The following is a 16,091-nucleotide window of genomic DNA, read 5'->3' as shown; positions in this document are numbered from 1 at the left end:
CGTCGGGGAACCACCCGGCAGGGATCACCGTCAGGGGACCGTCCGCGACACCACGTACACCGTCGGGTGTTGGGGCTGGGACGTGTTCACGACGACGTCCAAGGTGGGGGCCGGGTTCTTCTGCGCGTGGGTCAGGCCGTACCAGGGGCCCTGCCCCGTGAAGGACCAGTTGACGACGTGCTGGTCGCGCGCGCTGATGGCGATGTCGTTCGCCTTCAGCGAGGACCGGGTGGCCTTGAGGGTCCACAGGAACCGGTTCAGTCCGTCGTCGCTGGTGGTGAACTGCACGTACAGCCGGCTGGTCTTCCAGTTGTTCGTCTCGTACGACGCGACCTTCGTCGCGTCCCACGGCACCCACACCTGGTAGAGGCGGCGCTGCACCCGCGAGGGCCAGCCGGGGACGAGGCCGGTCGCCGCGTACTTCGCCTCCTTGTCCTTGCCGCTGTTGCGGGACTGGTTGGCGGAGATGATCAGGTACCCGGCGGGCACGCCGATGAGCAGCACGATGATCAGCAGCGTCAGCGCCCGGCGGCGGATCGTGCGCCGACGGTCCTCCGGCGGGCGCGGCGGCTCACCCGGGGGCGACGACTGGCGCGGCAGTGAGGCGGCGGCCGTCACAGCAGTCCCTTGGTGGTGCGGCGGGACTGCGCGTACCGCTCGTAGCGCTCGTACCGCTCCACCCGGCGCCGGTTGGCGCGCCGGAAGCGGCGGGCCACCAGCCGGGCGAGGTCCGCCGCGCCGACCATGCCGGCCTCGGGGCCCAGCTGGGCGCGGGCGATACGCGCCTCGGGGCGGTAGCCGCGGCCGGTGAGGTGGCGCTTGAAGGCGTCCCGGGCCGGGCCGATCAGCAGGTCGTCGGCCGCGCTGACGCCGCCGCCGATCACGAAGCAGGACGGGTCCAGGGCGGCCGCCAGGTTCGCGATGCCGACGCCGAGCCACTGGCCGATGTCCTGGAGCAGCTCGACGCACATGGCGTCGCCCTCACGTGCCAGCTCGGTGATCATCGGGCCGGTGATGTCGGAGATGTTGCCCTTGACGTGCTCGATGATCCCGTACGCCACCGGGGAGTCGGCGGCGGCCAGCTCCCTGGCCTCGCGGACCAGGGCGTTGCCGGAGCTGTACTGCTCCCAGCAGCCGCGGTTGCCGCACGGGCAGCGGTGGCCGCCGGGTACGACCTGCATATGGCCGAACTCGCCCGCGACCCCGTACTTGCCGCGCTTGACCTGGCCGTCCTCCAGGATGGCGCCGCCGATGCCGGTGCCGAGGGTGATCATGACGAGGTGGTCCTCGCCGCGGCCGGCGCCGAAGCGCCACTCGGCCCAGGCGGCGGCGTTCGCGTCGTTGTCGACCAGGACCGGGACGGCGAGCCGCTCGGCGAGACGGTCCCGCAGGGGCTCGTTGCGCCAGGACAGGTGCGGGGCGAACAGGACCCGGTTGCGGTCCGCGTCCACCCAGCCGGCCGCGCCGATGCCGACGGCGTGCACGTCGTGCCGGTCGGAGAGGTCCAGGACGAGCTCGACGATGGTGTCCTCGACCACCTTGGGGCTCTTGGACTTGTCGGGCGTCTCGGTGCGGAGCTTCTCCAGGATGTTGCCGTCGGCGTCGACGACGCCGGCCATCACCTTCGTGCCGCCGATGTCGATGCCGACCGTGGGGACGCGCGGTGCCGACAGATGGGAACGGCGCTCGCGCGTGCCGACGGTCCGCAGGACGGTGGCCCGGGCGGAGCCGCGGTGGGTGAAGTCGCGGTAGGTGCTCACCGGCCCGATTCTGCCGCACGCGCGCGTTGGCCTGCACTGTGGGCCCCTTCGCCGCGTCGGGGCCGTGGGCCGCGCCGCGCGGGGGCGACACCTACAGGGCACGTTCCAGCTCGGGGCGCAGATTGCGCCGGCGATCGCCACGCACTGGCGTTCACCGCCCGACAGGGTCCCGATCGACTGGTCGACGTGGCGCGGGTCGATGCCCATACGCGGCAGTTCCTCACGAGTCGTGCGGCGCACGGAACGACCGGTATCGCCGACCGCGGATCGACGCCGCAGGTCAGGGCCTGGTAGGGGCGGGACGGGGCGTGAGGATGATGAGTACGGGTGGCGGGGCGGGGGGTCGTGCGCCCCGGAGCTCAGGAGCGTACGAGCAGCTGGAATTCGAACGAGTAGCGCGAGGCGCGGTAGGTGTGGGTGCCGAACTCCACGGCGCGGCCCGTGTCGTCGAACGTGGTGCGCTGCATGGTGAGCAGCGGGGCGCCCTCGGGCTCGCCGAGTCGTTCGCCCTCGCCCCGGCCGGCGACGCGGGCACCGATGGACTGCCGGGCGCTGTGCAGGGTGATGCCGGCGGCGCGCATCAGCCGGTAGAGGCCGGTGGCCTCCAGCTGGTCGCTGTCGAGGTCGAGCAGGCCGGTCGGCAGGTAGTTGCACAGATACGCCATCGGCTCGCCGTGGGCGAGACGCAGCCGTTCGACCTGGTGCACCTCCATGCCCTCGGGGACGCCGAGTGCGGCGGCGACCTCGGCGGAGGCGGGCGCGAAGGTGTTGACGAGGACCCGGGTCGCGGGGCGCTGCCCGGCCGCCTCCAGGTCGTCGTAGAGGCTGCTCAGCTCCAGGCCGCGCTTGACCTGGCTGTGCACGACCTGGGTGCCGACGCCGCGGCGGCGCACGAGCAGGCCCTTGTCGACCAGGGACTGGATGGCCTGCCGGACCGTGGGGCGGGACAGGCCGAGCCGCCCGGCCAGTTCGATCTCGTTCCCCAGCAGGCTGCCCGGCGTCAGCTCGCCGTGCTCGATCGCGGCCTCCAGCTGCTGGGCCAGCTGGAAGTAGAGCGGCACCGGACTGCTCCGGTCGACGCTGAGCTGGAGTGGGACGGTGGGGTCCACATCTGGTTTCGGCACGGGGCGAGCGTAGCTCCGGCGCTTGTTGACGGGAAGTTGTGTAGTCCGGTTGTCCGGACAAAGCATTGACATAGTGGGGGGTACACCCCCACGTTGGTCCCATGCGCATCGGACTGATCGGAGCGGGGCGTATAGGGACATACCACGCGGCTTCCCTCAGTCGTCACCATGAGGTGGGCTCGCTCATCATCACGGACGTCGACACCGCGCGGGCCCGTCAGCTCGCGGACCGGCTGGGCGCGACGGCGGCACCCGGCGTGGACGAGGTCTTCACCTGGGGCGTGGACGCGGTGGTCGTCACCGCCGCGACCGCGGCGCACGCCGAACTGATCGGCCGGGCGGCGCGCTCCGGCCTCCCCGTGTTCTGCGAGAAGCCGATCGCGGTGGACCTGGCGGGCACGCTGGCCGCGCTCGCCGAGGTCGACGCCGCCGGGACGGTGCTGCAGATGGGTTTCCAGCGGCGGTTCGACGCGGGCTACTCGGCGGCGCGGGAGGCCGTGCGCTCGGGTCGGCTCGGGCGGCTGCACACGGTCCGCGCGCTGACGGCCGACCAGGCACCGCCGCCGGCCGCGTACCTGCCGGTCTCCGGCGGCATCTTCCGGGACTGCCTCATCCACGACTTCGACATCCTGCGCTGGGTGACCGGCCGGGAGGTGTCCGAGGTGTACGCGACCGGGTCCGACGCGGGCGGGGCGATGTACCGGGAGGCGGACGACGTCGACACGGCGGCGGTCGTGCTCACACTTCAGGACGGCGTACTCGCCACGGCCACGGCGACCCGTACGAACGGGGCCGGTTACGACGTGCGCATGGAGCTGGCGGGCGAGCTGGACACGATCGCGGTGGGCCTGGACGACCGTACTCCGATCGCGTCCACGGAGCTCGCCGGTCCGCCGGCCGCGGACAAGCCGTGGAGGGGGTTCCTGGAGCGGTTCGCGCCCGCGTACGAGGCCGAGATCGCGGCGTTCGTCGAGGTGGTGCGCGGCGAGCGCGCCAACCCCTGCGACGGCGGCGAGGCACTGCAGGCCCTGCGCGTCGCGGAGGCCTGCGAACTGTCCCGCAGGGAGCGCCGCCCGGTGCGTCTCGGGGAGATCCCGGGCGCCCGCCACTGACCGGCGGCCGGGTCAGGTCCCGTCCGCCTGCGGTGGCGCGCCGGGTGCCGGTCCCGACCCCGGCGGCGTCGCGCGCCTTCGGCGGGCGGCCGACGGCGGGCGGCCGACGGCGGGCGGCCGACGGCGGGCGACGAGACCGGGTCGCCGGTCGCGACGCGCCGCACCGCGTCGACCGCAGCCGGACATCAGGGCGAGCCCCCGGCGCCGACTGCACTGATACCCCTGGGGCATCACAGCCGACCGAACAGGTCTTGGACGCCTGCCTCGGGTCCGGCGCACGCTGAATGCGACGGTCTGGACCGGACGAAAGGCAAGCGGAAGGCAAGCGATGAAGGTTTTCCTCACCGGTGGTTCCGATTACCTGGGCAGGGCGACGATCACCGCGCTGATCCGGCACGGACACGCCGTCGAGGCACCGGCCCGCAGCGAGCGCTCCGCGGACGCGGTCCGCGCCCTGGGTGCCGTCCCGGTGATCGGCGGGCTGGACGACCTCGACGTGCTCAACGCCGCCGCGGCTCGGGCCGAGACGCTCCGCCACACCGACCCGCTGACGGTCCTTGCCCGCGGCTGACAAGACTCGGTCGATCCTCGGCGCCTGCTTGACGTGCCCCCTTGTCGGCGGCGCGGTCGGCACGTTCGGAGGTAGATTCATCTGAAACGGAGACGGGCGGTGCGGAGCTGTGGACGTCGACCTGCGGAAGCTCAGGTACTTCGTGGCGGTGGCCGAGGAACTCCACTTCGGCCGCGCCGCCGAACGCCTGCACATCGCCCAGCCCGTTCTGTCCCGGCAGATCCGCGCCCTCGAGGAGGAGCTGCGGGCGGAGCTGTTCGTCCGTGACCGCCGCGGCACCATGCTCACCCCGGCCGGCGAGCAGTTGCTGGAGGACGCACCCCCGCTCCTCGCCGCGTCCGAGGCACTGCTCCGGCGGGTCACCTCCGCGGCCAAGGGCACGCCCACCTTCACGATCGGCTTCATGCCCGGCATCACCGTGACGTCCGCGGTGCGCGCCCTGACCTCGCGCCGCCCGGGGCTCAACGTGCGCCTGCTGCGCACGAGCTGGGTCGACCAGGTGGAAGTGCTGCACGACGGCCGGGCGGACGTGAGCATCGTCCGTCTGCCGATCGACCAGCAAGGCCTTCAGGTGGTGCCGTTGTTCCAGGAGCCCCGGGTCGTCGTCCTGCCCCTGGACCACCCCCTGGCCGGCAAGCAGTCGGTGGCCGTCGCGGACCTGGCCGCCGATCACCTGCTGCAGGACCCGGACGCGGTGCCGGAGTGGCGCGACGTGGCCCTCGAGATGCGCGAGCGGGACCGGCCCGAGGTGCCCGAGATCCATCAGGTCGAGGAGAAGCTCGAGCTCGTGGCCTCCGGAGCCGGAGTCTGCGTGATCCCCCTGTCCACGGCCAACTTCTACACGCGCCCGGACGTCGTTCCGGTACCGGTCGAGGACATCGGCCCCAATCACGTGTGCCTGGCGTGGATGGCCACCCGGCGTTCCCCGCTCATCCGCGAGTTCGCCGAGGCGGCTTCGGACATCGCGCAATCCCGGTCCGACGCGATGCCGCGGTGACCGGCCGCGGTCACGGGGTCACCCGGCGATCTCCTCCCGGAGCCTGTACGCCGGGCACCGTAGGTCCCACGGTCCCGCTCGTCCTGGCGGCCGTCTTCTCGGCCGCTCGGGAGAGCCGGGGTCCGGCCGGGTGCGGACCGGACCCCGGCTCGTGGTGACCGCTCGTCAGCAGCCGAAGTCGATCAGGTCGAACGTCGCGTAGTGGTCCGACGTGTAGTAGTCCTCCTGGTACTCCTCACCCGTGACGATGCGGCGGGCGCCACGCGTGGAGGAGCCGGGGGTGATGACGGTGTACTCGTGGTAGTAGCCGTAGGACTGGCCGGGGAGTACGCCTTCGCGGTTCGAGAAGACGCTGCCGTCCTGCGAGTACGGGAAGGGGCCGCCCTGGTCGATCAGGGCGAGGGTGTCGTGGGCCTGGGACGGCAGGCCGCTGTAGCAGATGCTGCCGACCGAGGTGGTGGCGGCGTCCGCCGTGGTGGCGGAGACGGTGCCGCCCATGAGGAGGGCGGACAGGAGCGCGGCTGCGGCGCCGATCCGGGTGGCGCGTGTGGGGGTTCTCATAGCGGCATGGTGACGCGCGTAGATGGTGGCATGTCAATGACAACCAGAGGATTTTCACGCCCAAGTGCCAACTGTTTTCGGCACGTTAACCTGCGCCCGGGCACCCGGGGCGGCGGGCGGTTGTGGACGCGGTGGTCAGCCGCCCGCCGGTAGCCCGGTGATCGGGCTCATCCCGCGTGGGTCGAGAACAGTCCGCCGGTCGGTCCCTGCTTGTCGCCTCCCTGCGCCTTCTTCAGGGCGTTGGCGAGGCTCTCGATGGTCAGGGACTGCAGGATGACGCGGCCGTTGCCCTCCAGGGTGGCCAGGGACAGTCCCTCTCCGCCGAAGACCATGTTCATGATCCCCTGGCGGTTGAGGCCGCCGACGCGCTGGACGCCGTACTGGATGCCCTCCTCGAAGGCGACGACGCACCCGGTGTCGACCTCGATGCGGCCGCCGAAGTCGGCGGGGTTGAGGTCGATGAAGTTGCCCGCGCCGGCGATGATCACGGTGCCGTGTCCGGTGAACTTCTCCAGGATGAAGCCCTCGCCGCCGCTCATGCCGGTGCGGCCGCCGGCGAAGGCGATGCCGAAGTCGACGGTCGACTCGGCGGCCACGAAGGCGTCCTTCTCCGCGAACCACGCGCGCGTGCCGTCGAGTTCCAGCGCCCGCATCTCGCCGGGCAGCACGCCCGCGAAGCCGACGGTGCCCTCGCCGCCCTGGGCGGTGAAGTACTGGAACGCCAGCGACTCGCCCGCGAGCGCGCGCTGGCCCACCTGCATGGCGGTGCCCATGGCCTGGCGCAGGAAGCCGCCCATGCCGCCGCCACCGGCTCCGCCCTCGGGCCCGCCACCGCCGTTCGACGGGCCGGACAGGCGGGTCTCCATGGTGACGTTCGTGGTCTTGAAGAGGAACTTGCCCGCCTCGCAGTACACGGTCTGGCCCGGGTGCAGGTTGACGACCGCCATCTGCATGGCGTTGCCGACGATTTCTTGCTGAAGAGTCACGCGAGGAGAACGCGACGGGAGGGGCGAAGAGTTCCGGCCGTCCGAGGACGGCCCCCGTTCGCCGCCTGCCTGCCGACGCTCCGGCCGGGGTCGCACGGGTGCGCGCGGCGTGCGGCGCGGGCGCGCGCCGGTGCCGTCAGCCCGGCCGCGCAACCAGCTCCTCCGACCGTCCCGGTAATGCCGGTGCGCCCCACGCGCGCGTGAGGATGTCAGCCGCCCAGCTCCTGGTGGCGCGCCGCCAGCCGGTTCGCCCCGTCCTCTGTCAGGGAGCCGTGCAGGCGCAGGCGGGAGATGCCGCCGTCCGGGTGGATGTCCACGCGCGCGTGCGTGCCGATCGCCGGGGCCGGGAGGGCGAAGCGGTGGTTGGTGTCGGGCTGGAGGCGGGTGCGTGGGAGGATCTCGCGCCAGTCGCCGTCCTCACCGTCCTTGACCGAGACCGACGCCCAGCCCGCCGCGTTGCCCTTCAGGTACGCCGTGTCGATCTCGACCGCCCGGACCAGGGCCTGTGCCGTCAGCCGGTAGCGGATCCAGTCGTGGCCCCGGTCGCGACGGCGCCGCGTCTCCCAGCCGTCGTCCATCTTCCGGGAGCGGCCCGGCCGGATGGTGTTGGTGGCGGGCGAGTAGAAGAGGTCGGAGGCGTCCTCCACCTGGCCCCCGTTCTCCAGGGCCACCACGTCGAAGGTGCCGAGCACCTCCAGCCACGCGGGGTCCGGCACCACTTCGCCGTGGACGCGAAGGCGTGCGATGCCCCCGTCGGGGTGCTGGTTGAGCCTGAGGTGGGTGAAGCGCTGCTCCACGTCCACCTCGAAGCCGTTGGCCGCGTGTCCGCCCACCGGGGTGCGCGGCACCAGCGTCGTCCACTTCACGTCGTCCCCGAGCAGCTCCTCCGGCGACGGGGAGCCGGCGACCGACGTGCCCTCGACGGACACCGCCTGCGGGTGGTTGCCCCGGAAGTGGGCCGTGTCGACGACGATGCCCCGTACGACGCCGGGCGCGCCGAGGCGCACCAGCGCCCAGTCGTGGTCGTCCTGCGTGGGCCACGGGTGCCCGGCCGAGGCGCCCCGGCGGCGGCGCGTCTCCCAGCCGTCCATGACCTTGCCCTTGTGCCCGAAGTGCTCGGGGTCGAACTCGGCGCGCCCGGGCACCAGGAGGTTCTCGCGCTCGGCGAAGAACTCGTCGTTGGCGGCGATGACCCCCGCCCCGAGCCGGCGGTCGGCGAGGTCGGCGTACCGGGTGAAGGGGAAGTCGGCGGTGCGGTAGTCCGCGTAGGGGTCGCCGCCCCGGTAGGGGTTCGCGTCGCCCGTGAAACTCGGAATCGCCGTCACGGTGATCAGTTCTTCCTTTCGGTGTCGCCCGCTGCGGCGCGGGAGTCGGTGCGGGCGGTTCAGTCGGTCCTGCCGAGCAGTCGTCCCTTCGGCCCGGTGAACTCACCGTTCGTCACGATGCGTTCGCCGTGCAGCCAGGTGGACTTCACGACGCCGTGCAGGGTCCTGCCCGCGTACGCGGTGACCCGGTTGCGGTGCTGGAGGGCCGCCGGGTCCACGGTGAACGTCTCCTCGGGCGCCAGCACGGCGAAGTCCGCGTCGTGGCCCGCCGCGATGGCGCCCTTGCGGGTCTGAAGCCCCACGAGCCGGGCCGTGCGCTCGGACATCCAGCGGACCACGTCCTCCAGGCCGTGCCCCCGCCTGCGCGCCTCGGTCCACACCGCGGCCAGGCTCAGTTGCAGGCCCGAGATGCCGCCCCAGGCGGTGGCGAAGTCGTCGGTCTTCAGGTCGGCGGTCGACGGGGAGTGGTCGGTGACGACGCAGTCGATCGTGCCGTCCGCCAGCGCCTGCCAGAGCAGATCCTGGTTGGCGGCCTCACGGATGGGCGGGCAGCACTTGAACTCACTGGCCCCGTCGGGGACTTCCTCGGCCGTCAGGGTGAGGTAGTGCGGGCAGGTCTCCACCGTGATCCGTACGCCCTCCGCCTTGGCGGCGGCGATCAGCGGCAGCGCGTCGCTCGAGGAGAGGTGCAGCACGTGCACGCGCGCGTTGAACCGTCTCGCCTGCTCGATGAGGTGCGCGATGGCCGTGTCCTCCGCGTGCCGGGGCCGGGAGGCGAGGAAGTCCGCGTACCGGGGACCGCCCTGCTGCGGGGCGGCGGCGAGGTGGCGCGGGTCCTCCGCGTGCACGATCAGCAGCCCGTCGAAAGCGGCGATCTCGGCCAGGGAGCGGGCCAGTTGCTCCTGGTCGAGGTGCGGGAACTCGTCCACGCCCGACGGTGACAGGAACGCTTTGAAGCCGAAGACGCCCGCGTCGTGCAGCGGCCTGAGCTCCTTGAGGTTGTCGGGCAGCGCGCCGCCCCAGAAGCCGACGTCGATGTGGGCCTTGCCGGCCGCGACCTCCTGCTTGGTGCGGAGGTGGGCGACCGTCGTGGTCGGCGGCACCGAGTTGAGCGGCATGTCGATCAACGTGGTGATGCCGCCTGCCGCCGCCGCGCGGGTGGCGGTCCAAAAGCCCTCCCACTCGGTGCGACCCGGGTCGTTGACGTGCACGTGTGTGTCGACGAGGCCGGGCAGCAGGACGTCGTCGCCCAGATCCTCCAGCCGGGCCCCGGCCGGTGCGGCGGCGTCGTACGGCAGGACGGCCCTGATCGTGCCCCCGGCGACCGCGACCGACGCGGCGCGCGTGCCCTCGGGGGTGATCACGCGCGTGGAGCGCAGCACCAGTTCAGCGTCGGACACCCGGGCCCCTTTCTGCCGCCGTCCCGCTTCCGGTCGGCTTCCGGATGACGGGATTTACATCCGCGTAACGGAATTCAACGTTCTGTTGAAGGAGTCTTCCCTCCCGCACCCCTGCCGTCAAGGGCACAATCCTCTTGGCGCCCCTCGCCGTACCGGCCCGGAGAACCCTGGACGTTTCCGTGTAGCGGAATTAGAATTCCGAAACCGCAGACACAGCCGAAAGGAACGCGCCGTGCCGCCGTCGACGTCCACCCCCGCCAAGTCCGCCGCGAGCGGTGGTGTCCAGTCCCTCGAGCGCGCCTTCGACCTGCTGGAGCGGATGGCGGACGCGGGCGGTGAGGTCGGCCTGAGCGAGTTGTCCGCGAGCAGCGGCCTGCCGCTGCCCACGATCCACCGCCTGATGCGCACCCTGGTGGCCTGCGGGTACGTGCGCCAGCAGCCCAACCGCCGTTATGCGCTCGGCCCTCGGCTGATCCGGCTCGGCGAGTCGGCGTCCCGGCTGCTGGGCACCTGGGCCCGGCCGCATCTGGCGCGCCTGGTGGAGGAGACCGGCGAGACGGCGAACATGGCGCTGCTCGACGGGGACGAGATCGTGTACGTGGCGCAGGTGCCCTCCAAGCACTCGATGCGGATGTTCACCGAGGTGGGCCGGAGGGTACTGCCGCACTCCACCGGCGTGGGCAAGGCTCTGCTCGCGAGCACGCCGGACGACGAGGTGCGCGCCCTGCTCGCCCGTACGGGCATGCCGGCCGCGACCGAGAAGACGATCACCACGCCGGACGCGTTCCTCGCCGCGCTGGAGGAGGTGCGCCGGCTCGGGTACGCGGTCGACGACAACGAGCAGGAGATAGGGGTCCGGTGCCTCGCGGTGTCCGTTCCCGACTCCCCCACGGCCGCCGCGATCTCCATCTCGGGCCCGGCGGGCCGCGTCACCGAGGCCGCGACGGAACGGATCGTGCCGGTGCTCCAGCAGGTGGCGGCGGAACTGTCCCGGACTCTGGCGGCCTCGGGCGGCCCGGCCGCCTGAGGCACCCCGGCATCACCCACAGCCCTCGGCCGACCCGGCCCTCGGGCACTCCCTCTTCACCAGGGTCGGAGCCGGGCTTGCAGCTGCACGCAGCCCTGGGGTCTTTCCTTTGGATCAGGCCGGATCAGGGAGCGGGGCATGGCGCAGGACCGCCAGGCGCCGTTGGGCTTGGCGGTCCTGCTGCTGTCTGACGAAGGGGCATGTCGGATCTCCGGAGTGGTCGGAGACCCAGGTGTCAACAACGTCCGGCAGTTTTAGACCTAGACCCTGTCGTCGAACTCCCGCCTGCCGCGCGGCGGCTCCCCGAACAGTTCGACCGCCCTGCGGACCTCCGTCAAACCCCTGTTCAGTGCGCTGACCGAGCCGATCGCCCCCGCGATCAGCAGCAGGGAGCGGCGCAGGCGGGGAATCTCGGGGACGCCTCCCGCGGCCATCGCCGCGAGTGCGGCCAGTTCGTCCTCGGCTATCGCCCGGTCGGGGAACTCCGCCGGATGCGCGGCGAGTTCACGGCGCAGCCGGGACACGGCGGTACGCAGTCCCGCCACTCTCGGATCCTCTTCACTGCCGGTCACTGGCCTCTGCCCCAAGCTCCGCACCACAGCCATCCCCCTCGAAACGCCGTTGTGCTCGTACGTCCCCCCGTGCCCCGGGGCGTGGTCGGGCACCGGGGATGCGGGCCAGTAAACGCCACCGGGCGCGCCGGGCGCCACCGTGTGGACGGAAATTCAGCCCCTGGAAACCGTGCGATCGGCTTCGGGTCAGGTAAGCAGGACGTATGACAGGCAACGAAGGGCGGATCGCCGGGCTGCTGCTCGCGGCAGGCGGGGGACGGCGGCTCGGCGGGCGGCCCAAGGCGATGCTCGAACACCGTGGGCGCCCACTGGTGGAGCGCGCGACGGGAGTGCTGCGCGCGGCCGGATGCGACCGCGTCCACGTGGTGGTGGGAGCGGGGGCCACCGCCGTACGGGAGCGTGCCGACCTCACCGGCTGCGTGCTGGTGGACAACCCGGACTGGGAAGAGGGCATGGGCTCCTCACTGCGGGCCGGGCTCGCATCGCTCGCCGGGACGGACGCGCGGGCGGCGCTGGTCCTGCTCGTCGACCAGCCCGGCATCGGGCCGGAGGCGGTGGCTCGGGTGCTCTGCGCGTTCCGGGACGAGGAGTCGCTGGCCTCGGCCGCGTACGACGGGGTGCGCGGGCATCCGGTCCTGCTCGGCTCGGCCCACTGGGCCGGTGTCGCCCGGACCGCGACCGGCGACCGCGGGGCACGCGCCTACCTGAAGGCCCACGACGACGCCATCGCTCTCGTCGAGTGCGGGGACGTGGCACAGCCCTACGACATCGACACGGCGGCGGACCTGTCCCACCTTCAGTGAACGGAGTGGCACCGAGCGCCGCCTCGCCTCGACCCCGAGAGTCTCGACATCAACAAACCATTGAACTTCCACTATGAGGAAACTAGTATCCACTGATCAGAAGCGCTCGACCGCTCCCCAGGCGCCGCCGACCGCATACGGAGCCCCTGGCACGCGGTGCCGCAACACCCTCATGCCAGCTCGCCGAAGGAAGTGACAGCCTCATGTCCGCACCAGCGCCGTCCCCGGCGGCCATCGTCGACGCCGAGCCCCTGCCCCGGCAGGCGGAGGTCCTCACCGACGCGGCGCTCGCCTTCGTGGCCGAGCTGCACCGGCGGTTCACACCGCGCCGCGAGGAGCTGCTGGCCCGCCGCGCGGAGCGCCGCGCCGAGATCGCCCGCACCTCAACGCTGGACTTCCTGCCCGAGACCGCCGCGATCCGCGCGGACGACACCTGGAGGGTGGCGCCCGCGCCCGAGGCCCTCGACGACCGCCGGGTCGAGATCACCGGCCCCACCGACCGCAAGATGACCATCAACGCCCTCAACTCGGGCGCCAAGGTGTGGCTCGCGGACTTCGAGGACGCCTCCGCGCCCACCTGGGAGAACGTGGTCCTCGGCCAGCTCAACCTGATCGACGCCTACACCCGCAGCATCGACTTCACCGACCCGGCGACCGGCAAGTCCTACGCCCTGCGCCCGAACGAGGAGCTGGCGACGGTCGTCATGCGCCCGCGCGGTTGGCACCTGAACGAGCGTCACCTCCAGGTCGACGGGGAGCAGGTCCCGGGCGCCTTCGTCGACTTCGGCCTGTACTTCTTCCACAACGCCCAGCGGCTGCTCGACCTCGGCAAGGGCCCGTACTTCTACCTCCCGAAGACCGAGTCGCACCTGGAGGCCCGCCTCTGGAACGACGTCTTCGTCTTCGCCCAGGACCACGTCGGCATTCCGCAGGGCACCATCCGCGCCACGGTCCTGATCGAGACGATCACGGCGGCGTACGAGATGGAGGAGATCCTTTACGAACTGCGCGAGCACGCCTCCGGGTTGAACGCGGGGCGCTGGGACTATCTGTTCTCCATCGTGAAGAACTTCCGTGACGGCGGAGCGAAGTTCGTCCTGCCGGACCGCAACGCGGTCACGATGACGGCCCCGTTCATGCGCGCGTACACCGAACTCCTCGTCCGTACCTGCCACAAGCGCGGCGCCCACGCCATCGGCGGCATGGCCGCGTTCATCCCCTCCCGCAGGGACCCCGAGGTCAACAAGGTCGCCTTCGAGAAGGTCCGGGCCGACAAGGACCGCGAGGCGAACGACGGCTTCGACGGCTCCTGGGTCGCCCATCCCGACCTGGTCCCGATCGCGATGGAGTCCTTCGACAAGGTCCTCGGCGACAAGCCGAACCAGAAGGACCGGCTGCGCGAGGACGTCGACGTCAAGGCGGCCGACCTGATCGCCATCGACTCCCTCGACGCCAAGCCGACGTACGCGGGCCTCGTCAACGCCGTCCAGGTCGGCATCCGTTACATCGAAGCCTGGCTGCGCGGCCTCGGCGCGGTCGCCATCTTCAACCTGATGGAGGACGCGGCCACCGCGGAGATCTCCCGCTCCCAGATCTGGCAGTGGATCAACGCCGGGGTCGTCCTCGACAACGGCGAGCGGGTCACCGCCGCGCTCGCCCGCGAGGTCGCCGCGGAGGAACTGCGGAACATCGAGGCGGAACTCGGCGAGGAGGCCTTCACGGCCGGCAAGTGGCAGCAGGCCCACGACCTGCTGCTGAAGGTCGCGCTGGACGAGGACTACGCGGACTTCCTGACGCTTCCTGCCTACGAGCAGCTCGAGGGCTGAGGCCTCATCGAGGGCTGAGGTCTCACTTCTCCGAGTGGCCCAGGGGCTTCCCCGGGGCCACTCGGTCGCGTACGAGCTGCTTCACGGCCGTCGGCTCCGGGAACCCCTGCTCCCTCCGGTCCCACACCACCTCGTCGTTCACCCGGACCACGAACACGCCGCCCGTACCGGGCTTGAGCGACAGCTCGGTCAGCTCCGCCTCGAAGGTGGTCAGCAGTTCCTGCGCCAGCCAGGCCGCCCGGGGCAGCCAGCGGCACCGGGTGCAGTACTCGATCTGGACACGGTGGGTCATCCCAGGTGCACCGACCAATCCTGTTCCGCGGCCGGTTTGCCGTGCAGGTCCGGGACCCGCTTGAGCCAGCCCGGCCGGCCCTGCTGTGTCCGCGCCGCACGCTGGGCCTCCTCGGCGGCGCGCTCCTCCTGGGTGGGGAAGTCGGTGGGCAGCCATGCCTCGGACGCCCTGACCCGGGCCGTGAGGTAGTCCACGTAGGCGGCACGGACGTCGCCGGGCGTCGCGAAGCCCGGCTCGTCCGCCAGCCAGGCGTCCGGTACCTCCTCGGTGACCTCGCGCAGCAGCTCCTTCGTCACGAGCGGCGCCAGGGCGTCCTCCGCTGCCCGCATGTCCGGGGCGAAGTGGCCGAGTGCGTGGTGGCGGAAGTCGTAGGCCTTCTCGGGTGCGGAGGCGTCCCAGCGGTGGTGGAAGACGAGCGCGGCACCGTGGTCGATCAGCCACAGCCGCGGCGGTGCGATGCCGAAGGTGGGCCAGACCATGAGGTTGGAGCTGTGCACCGTGCGGTCCACGTTCACGGTCAGCGCGTCGAGCCAGATGATCCTGCCGGCCTCCGCCGGGTCGACGGGGAAGACCTGGGCGACCTCGGGCGTGAGGTCCCGGGCGCCCGGCAGGTAGTCCATGCCGAGGTTGAGGCCGGGGCTGGCGTTGAGCAGGTCGCGCACCTCCTGGTGCGGCTCGTGCGCGCCGATCGCGGGGTCGAAGTGGACGAGGACCAGCTCGGGGACGCGCAGCCCGAGCTGGCGCGCCAGTTCCCCCACGATGACCTCGGCGACCAGGGCCTTCGTGCCCTGTGCGGAGCCGGTGAACTTCACGACGTACGTCCCCAGGTCGTCGGCCTCGACGACTCCGGGGACGGAACCGCCGGAGCGCAGCGGGGTCACGTATCGAACAGCAGTCACGTCGCGCAGCACACGGGCCACTGTAGGACAAAGGACCGTGACGGCCGTCGGCATATCTGAGCGCTGAGCGGCGCTCAGCGGCAGGCCAGCGGGTTCGGCAGGGGCAGATACCGCGCGTCCGCGCCGTCCGCGCCCGTCCAGCGCAGCAGCAGGTTGGTCTTGCCGGGCAGGGTGGGCGAGGCGAGCAGGGCGGGGATCTCGGGGACGGGGTGGCGGGACAGCTCGGCGCGGGCGGCGGGCCAGGGGTTCCAGCCCGGGTGGCGTTCGGACAGCAGGGAGGCCACCTCGATGAGGTTGTTGACGACCAGGCAGTACACCAGCCGCTCCCAGCCCTTCTCGCGGGACACGTCCGCCAGGAGCTTCACGCCCTCCGCGTCCCGGAACAGGGCCTGCACGGGCAGTCCCGTGCCGTCCACCGCGACCAGCGTGTTCTGCAGGTGCGCCTCGAGGACGACCCCGTGCCGTTCGAACGCCTCGAGGGCCGGGGGCACGACCTGGCGCAGATACGCCGTCCACCACGCGGCGGGGTCGGTGAGCGCGTCGAGCGGGCTGCCGTCGAACCCCTCCACCAGGGCGGCGGCGAGCAGCGGGGTGGCACCGGGCAGCAGGTGCGGGCGCAGCCCGTCGCGGACCAGGACCGCCAGTTCCTCGAAGGCGAAGGCGGCCGTGCGCCAGCCGCGGTCGCTCAGCCAGACAGCCGGACCCCGGTGCGCCGCGAACGCGGAGGCCGCCGCCGCGTCGGTGCGGCGCAGCTCGATCAGGTCGTGGCGCCACAGCCGGCGGATGTCGTTGGTGATCCGCACATCCAGGCTGAACTTGACGAAGAGGTCGTCCTC

At 71.9% G+C, this 16,091-nt stretch carries 17 protein-coding genes; 6 read left to right on the top strand and 11 right to left on the bottom strand.

Translation table 11 applies throughout. The features are described 5' to 3' along the window. Positions 1-30: 30 nt before the first annotated feature. The 3 genes from C3488_RS20045 to C3488_RS20035 form a co-directional block, all read right to left on the bottom strand. A complete protein-coding gene (locus C3488_RS20045; RefSeq protein ID WP_103841298.1) occupies positions 31-618 on the bottom strand; it encodes a sugar kinase in 588 nt (195 codons plus the stop codon). After that, positions 615-1,760 carry an ROK family glucokinase gene (locus C3488_RS20040; RefSeq protein ID WP_103841296.1) on the bottom strand — a complete coding sequence of 382 codons (1,146 nt, stop codon included), beginning with the start codon at positions 1,758-1,760 and terminating at the stop codon, positions 615-617. Before C3488_RS20040 ends, C3488_RS20045 begins: the two co-directional genes overlap by 4 nt. 359 nt (positions 1,761-2,119) lie before the next feature. After that, the gene (locus C3488_RS20035; protein ID WP_258053531.1) at positions 2,120-2,869 is read right to left on the bottom strand and encodes a GntR family transcriptional regulator; all 750 of its coding nucleotides are present in this window, start codon (positions 2,867-2,869) and stop codon (positions 2,120-2,122) included. A gap of 116 nt (positions 2,870-2,985) precedes the next feature. On the opposite strand from C3488_RS20035, the gene C3488_RS20030 reads away from it, so the two are divergent. The 3 genes from C3488_RS20030 to C3488_RS20020 all read left to right on the top strand — a co-directional run bounded on the left by C3488_RS20030 (position 2,986) and on the right by C3488_RS20020 (position 5,564). After that, complete coding sequence (locus C3488_RS20030; protein WP_103841292.1) at positions 2,986-3,996, top strand: Gfo/Idh/MocA family oxidoreductase; 1,011 nt, start codon at positions 2,986-2,988, stop codon at positions 3,994-3,996. Between the two features lie 328 nt (positions 3,997-4,324). Then, positions 4,325-4,567 (top strand): hypothetical protein, encoded by a 243-nt coding sequence (locus tag C3488_RS20025; protein ID WP_308460680.1) that lies wholly within the window; start codon positions 4,325-4,327, stop codon positions 4,565-4,567. 109 nt (positions 4,568-4,676) lie between these two features. Beyond that, a complete protein-coding gene (locus C3488_RS20020; RefSeq protein ID WP_103841290.1) occupies positions 4,677-5,564 on the top strand; it encodes a LysR family transcriptional regulator in 888 nt (295 codons plus the stop codon). A 165-nt stretch (positions 5,565-5,729) separates the two neighbouring features. Here the strand turns inward: C3488_RS20020 and C3488_RS20015 are convergent, their stop codons facing one another. The 4 genes from C3488_RS20015 to allB form a co-directional block, all read right to left on the bottom strand. After that, complete coding sequence (locus C3488_RS20015) at positions 5,730-6,125, bottom strand: ribonuclease domain-containing protein (protein ID WP_103841288.1); 396 nt, start codon at positions 6,123-6,125, stop codon at positions 5,730-5,732. 167 nt (positions 6,126-6,292) lie between these two features. Beyond that, on the bottom strand, positions 6,293-7,111 hold the full coding sequence (locus C3488_RS20010; RefSeq protein ID WP_103841286.1) for an AIM24 family protein: 819 nt from the start codon (positions 7,109-7,111) through the stop codon (positions 6,293-6,295). Between the two features lie 209 nt (positions 7,112-7,320). After that, a complete protein-coding gene (gene alc, locus C3488_RS20005; protein WP_103841284.1) occupies positions 7,321-8,436 on the bottom strand; it encodes an allantoicase in 1,116 nt (371 codons plus the stop codon). A gap of 59 nt (positions 8,437-8,495) precedes the next feature. Continuing rightward, entirely contained in the window at positions 8,496-9,836 is a 1,341-nt protein-coding gene (allB, locus tag C3488_RS20000) for an allantoinase AllB (RefSeq protein WP_103841282.1), read from the bottom strand. Between the two features lie 232 nt (positions 9,837-10,068). Between allB and C3488_RS19995 the strand changes: the two genes are divergently transcribed. Further along, the gene (locus tag C3488_RS19995) at positions 10,069-10,863 is read left to right on the top strand and encodes an IclR family transcriptional regulator (RefSeq protein ID WP_103841280.1); all 795 of its coding nucleotides are present in this window, start codon (positions 10,069-10,071) and stop codon (positions 10,861-10,863) included. 260 nt (positions 10,864-11,123) lie between these two features. Here C3488_RS19995 and C3488_RS19990 read toward each other — a convergent pair whose 3' ends face one another. Continuing rightward, positions 11,124-11,435 (bottom strand): DUF5955 family protein, encoded by a 312-nt coding sequence (locus C3488_RS19990; protein ID WP_308460679.1) that lies wholly within the window; start codon positions 11,433-11,435, stop codon positions 11,124-11,126. Positions 11,436-11,638: 203 nt separating this feature from the next. Between C3488_RS19990 and C3488_RS19985 the strand changes: the two genes are divergently transcribed. Then, complete coding sequence (locus tag C3488_RS19985; RefSeq protein ID WP_103841276.1) at positions 11,639-12,238, top strand: NTP transferase domain-containing protein; 600 nt, start codon at positions 11,639-11,641, stop codon at positions 12,236-12,238. Between the two features lie 203 nt (positions 12,239-12,441). Then, the gene (aceB, locus tag C3488_RS19980; protein WP_103841274.1) at positions 12,442-14,064 is read left to right on the top strand and encodes a malate synthase A; all 1,623 of its coding nucleotides are present in this window, start codon (positions 12,442-12,444) and stop codon (positions 14,062-14,064) included. Between the two features lie 22 nt (positions 14,065-14,086). Here aceB and C3488_RS19975 read toward each other — a convergent pair whose 3' ends face one another. The 3 genes from C3488_RS19975 to C3488_RS19965 form a co-directional block, all read right to left on the bottom strand. Continuing rightward, positions 14,087-14,356 (bottom strand): SelT/SelW/SelH family protein, encoded by a 270-nt coding sequence (locus C3488_RS19975; RefSeq protein WP_103841272.1) that lies wholly within the window; start codon positions 14,354-14,356, stop codon positions 14,087-14,089. Further along, on the bottom strand, positions 14,353-15,267 hold the full coding sequence (locus C3488_RS19970; protein ID WP_103841354.1) for a HipA family kinase: 915 nt from the start codon (positions 15,265-15,267) through the stop codon (positions 14,353-14,355). The genes C3488_RS19975 and C3488_RS19970 overlap by 4 nt, the downstream gene beginning before the upstream one ends. Positions 15,268-15,329: 62 nt before the next feature. Beyond that, positions 15,330-16,091 (bottom strand): IucA/IucC family siderophore biosynthesis protein (locus C3488_RS19965; protein ID WP_219822323.1); only part of this gene is annotated, 762 nt, incomplete at its 5' end.

It is taken from the genome of Streptomyces sp. Ru72, from assembly GCF_002920635.1.
Lineage (GTDB): Bacteria > Actinomycetota > Actinomycetes > Streptomycetales > Streptomycetaceae > Streptomyces.
Note: the sequence above shows the minus strand (reverse complement) of the source record. Positions and strands in the feature narration are given on the sequence as shown.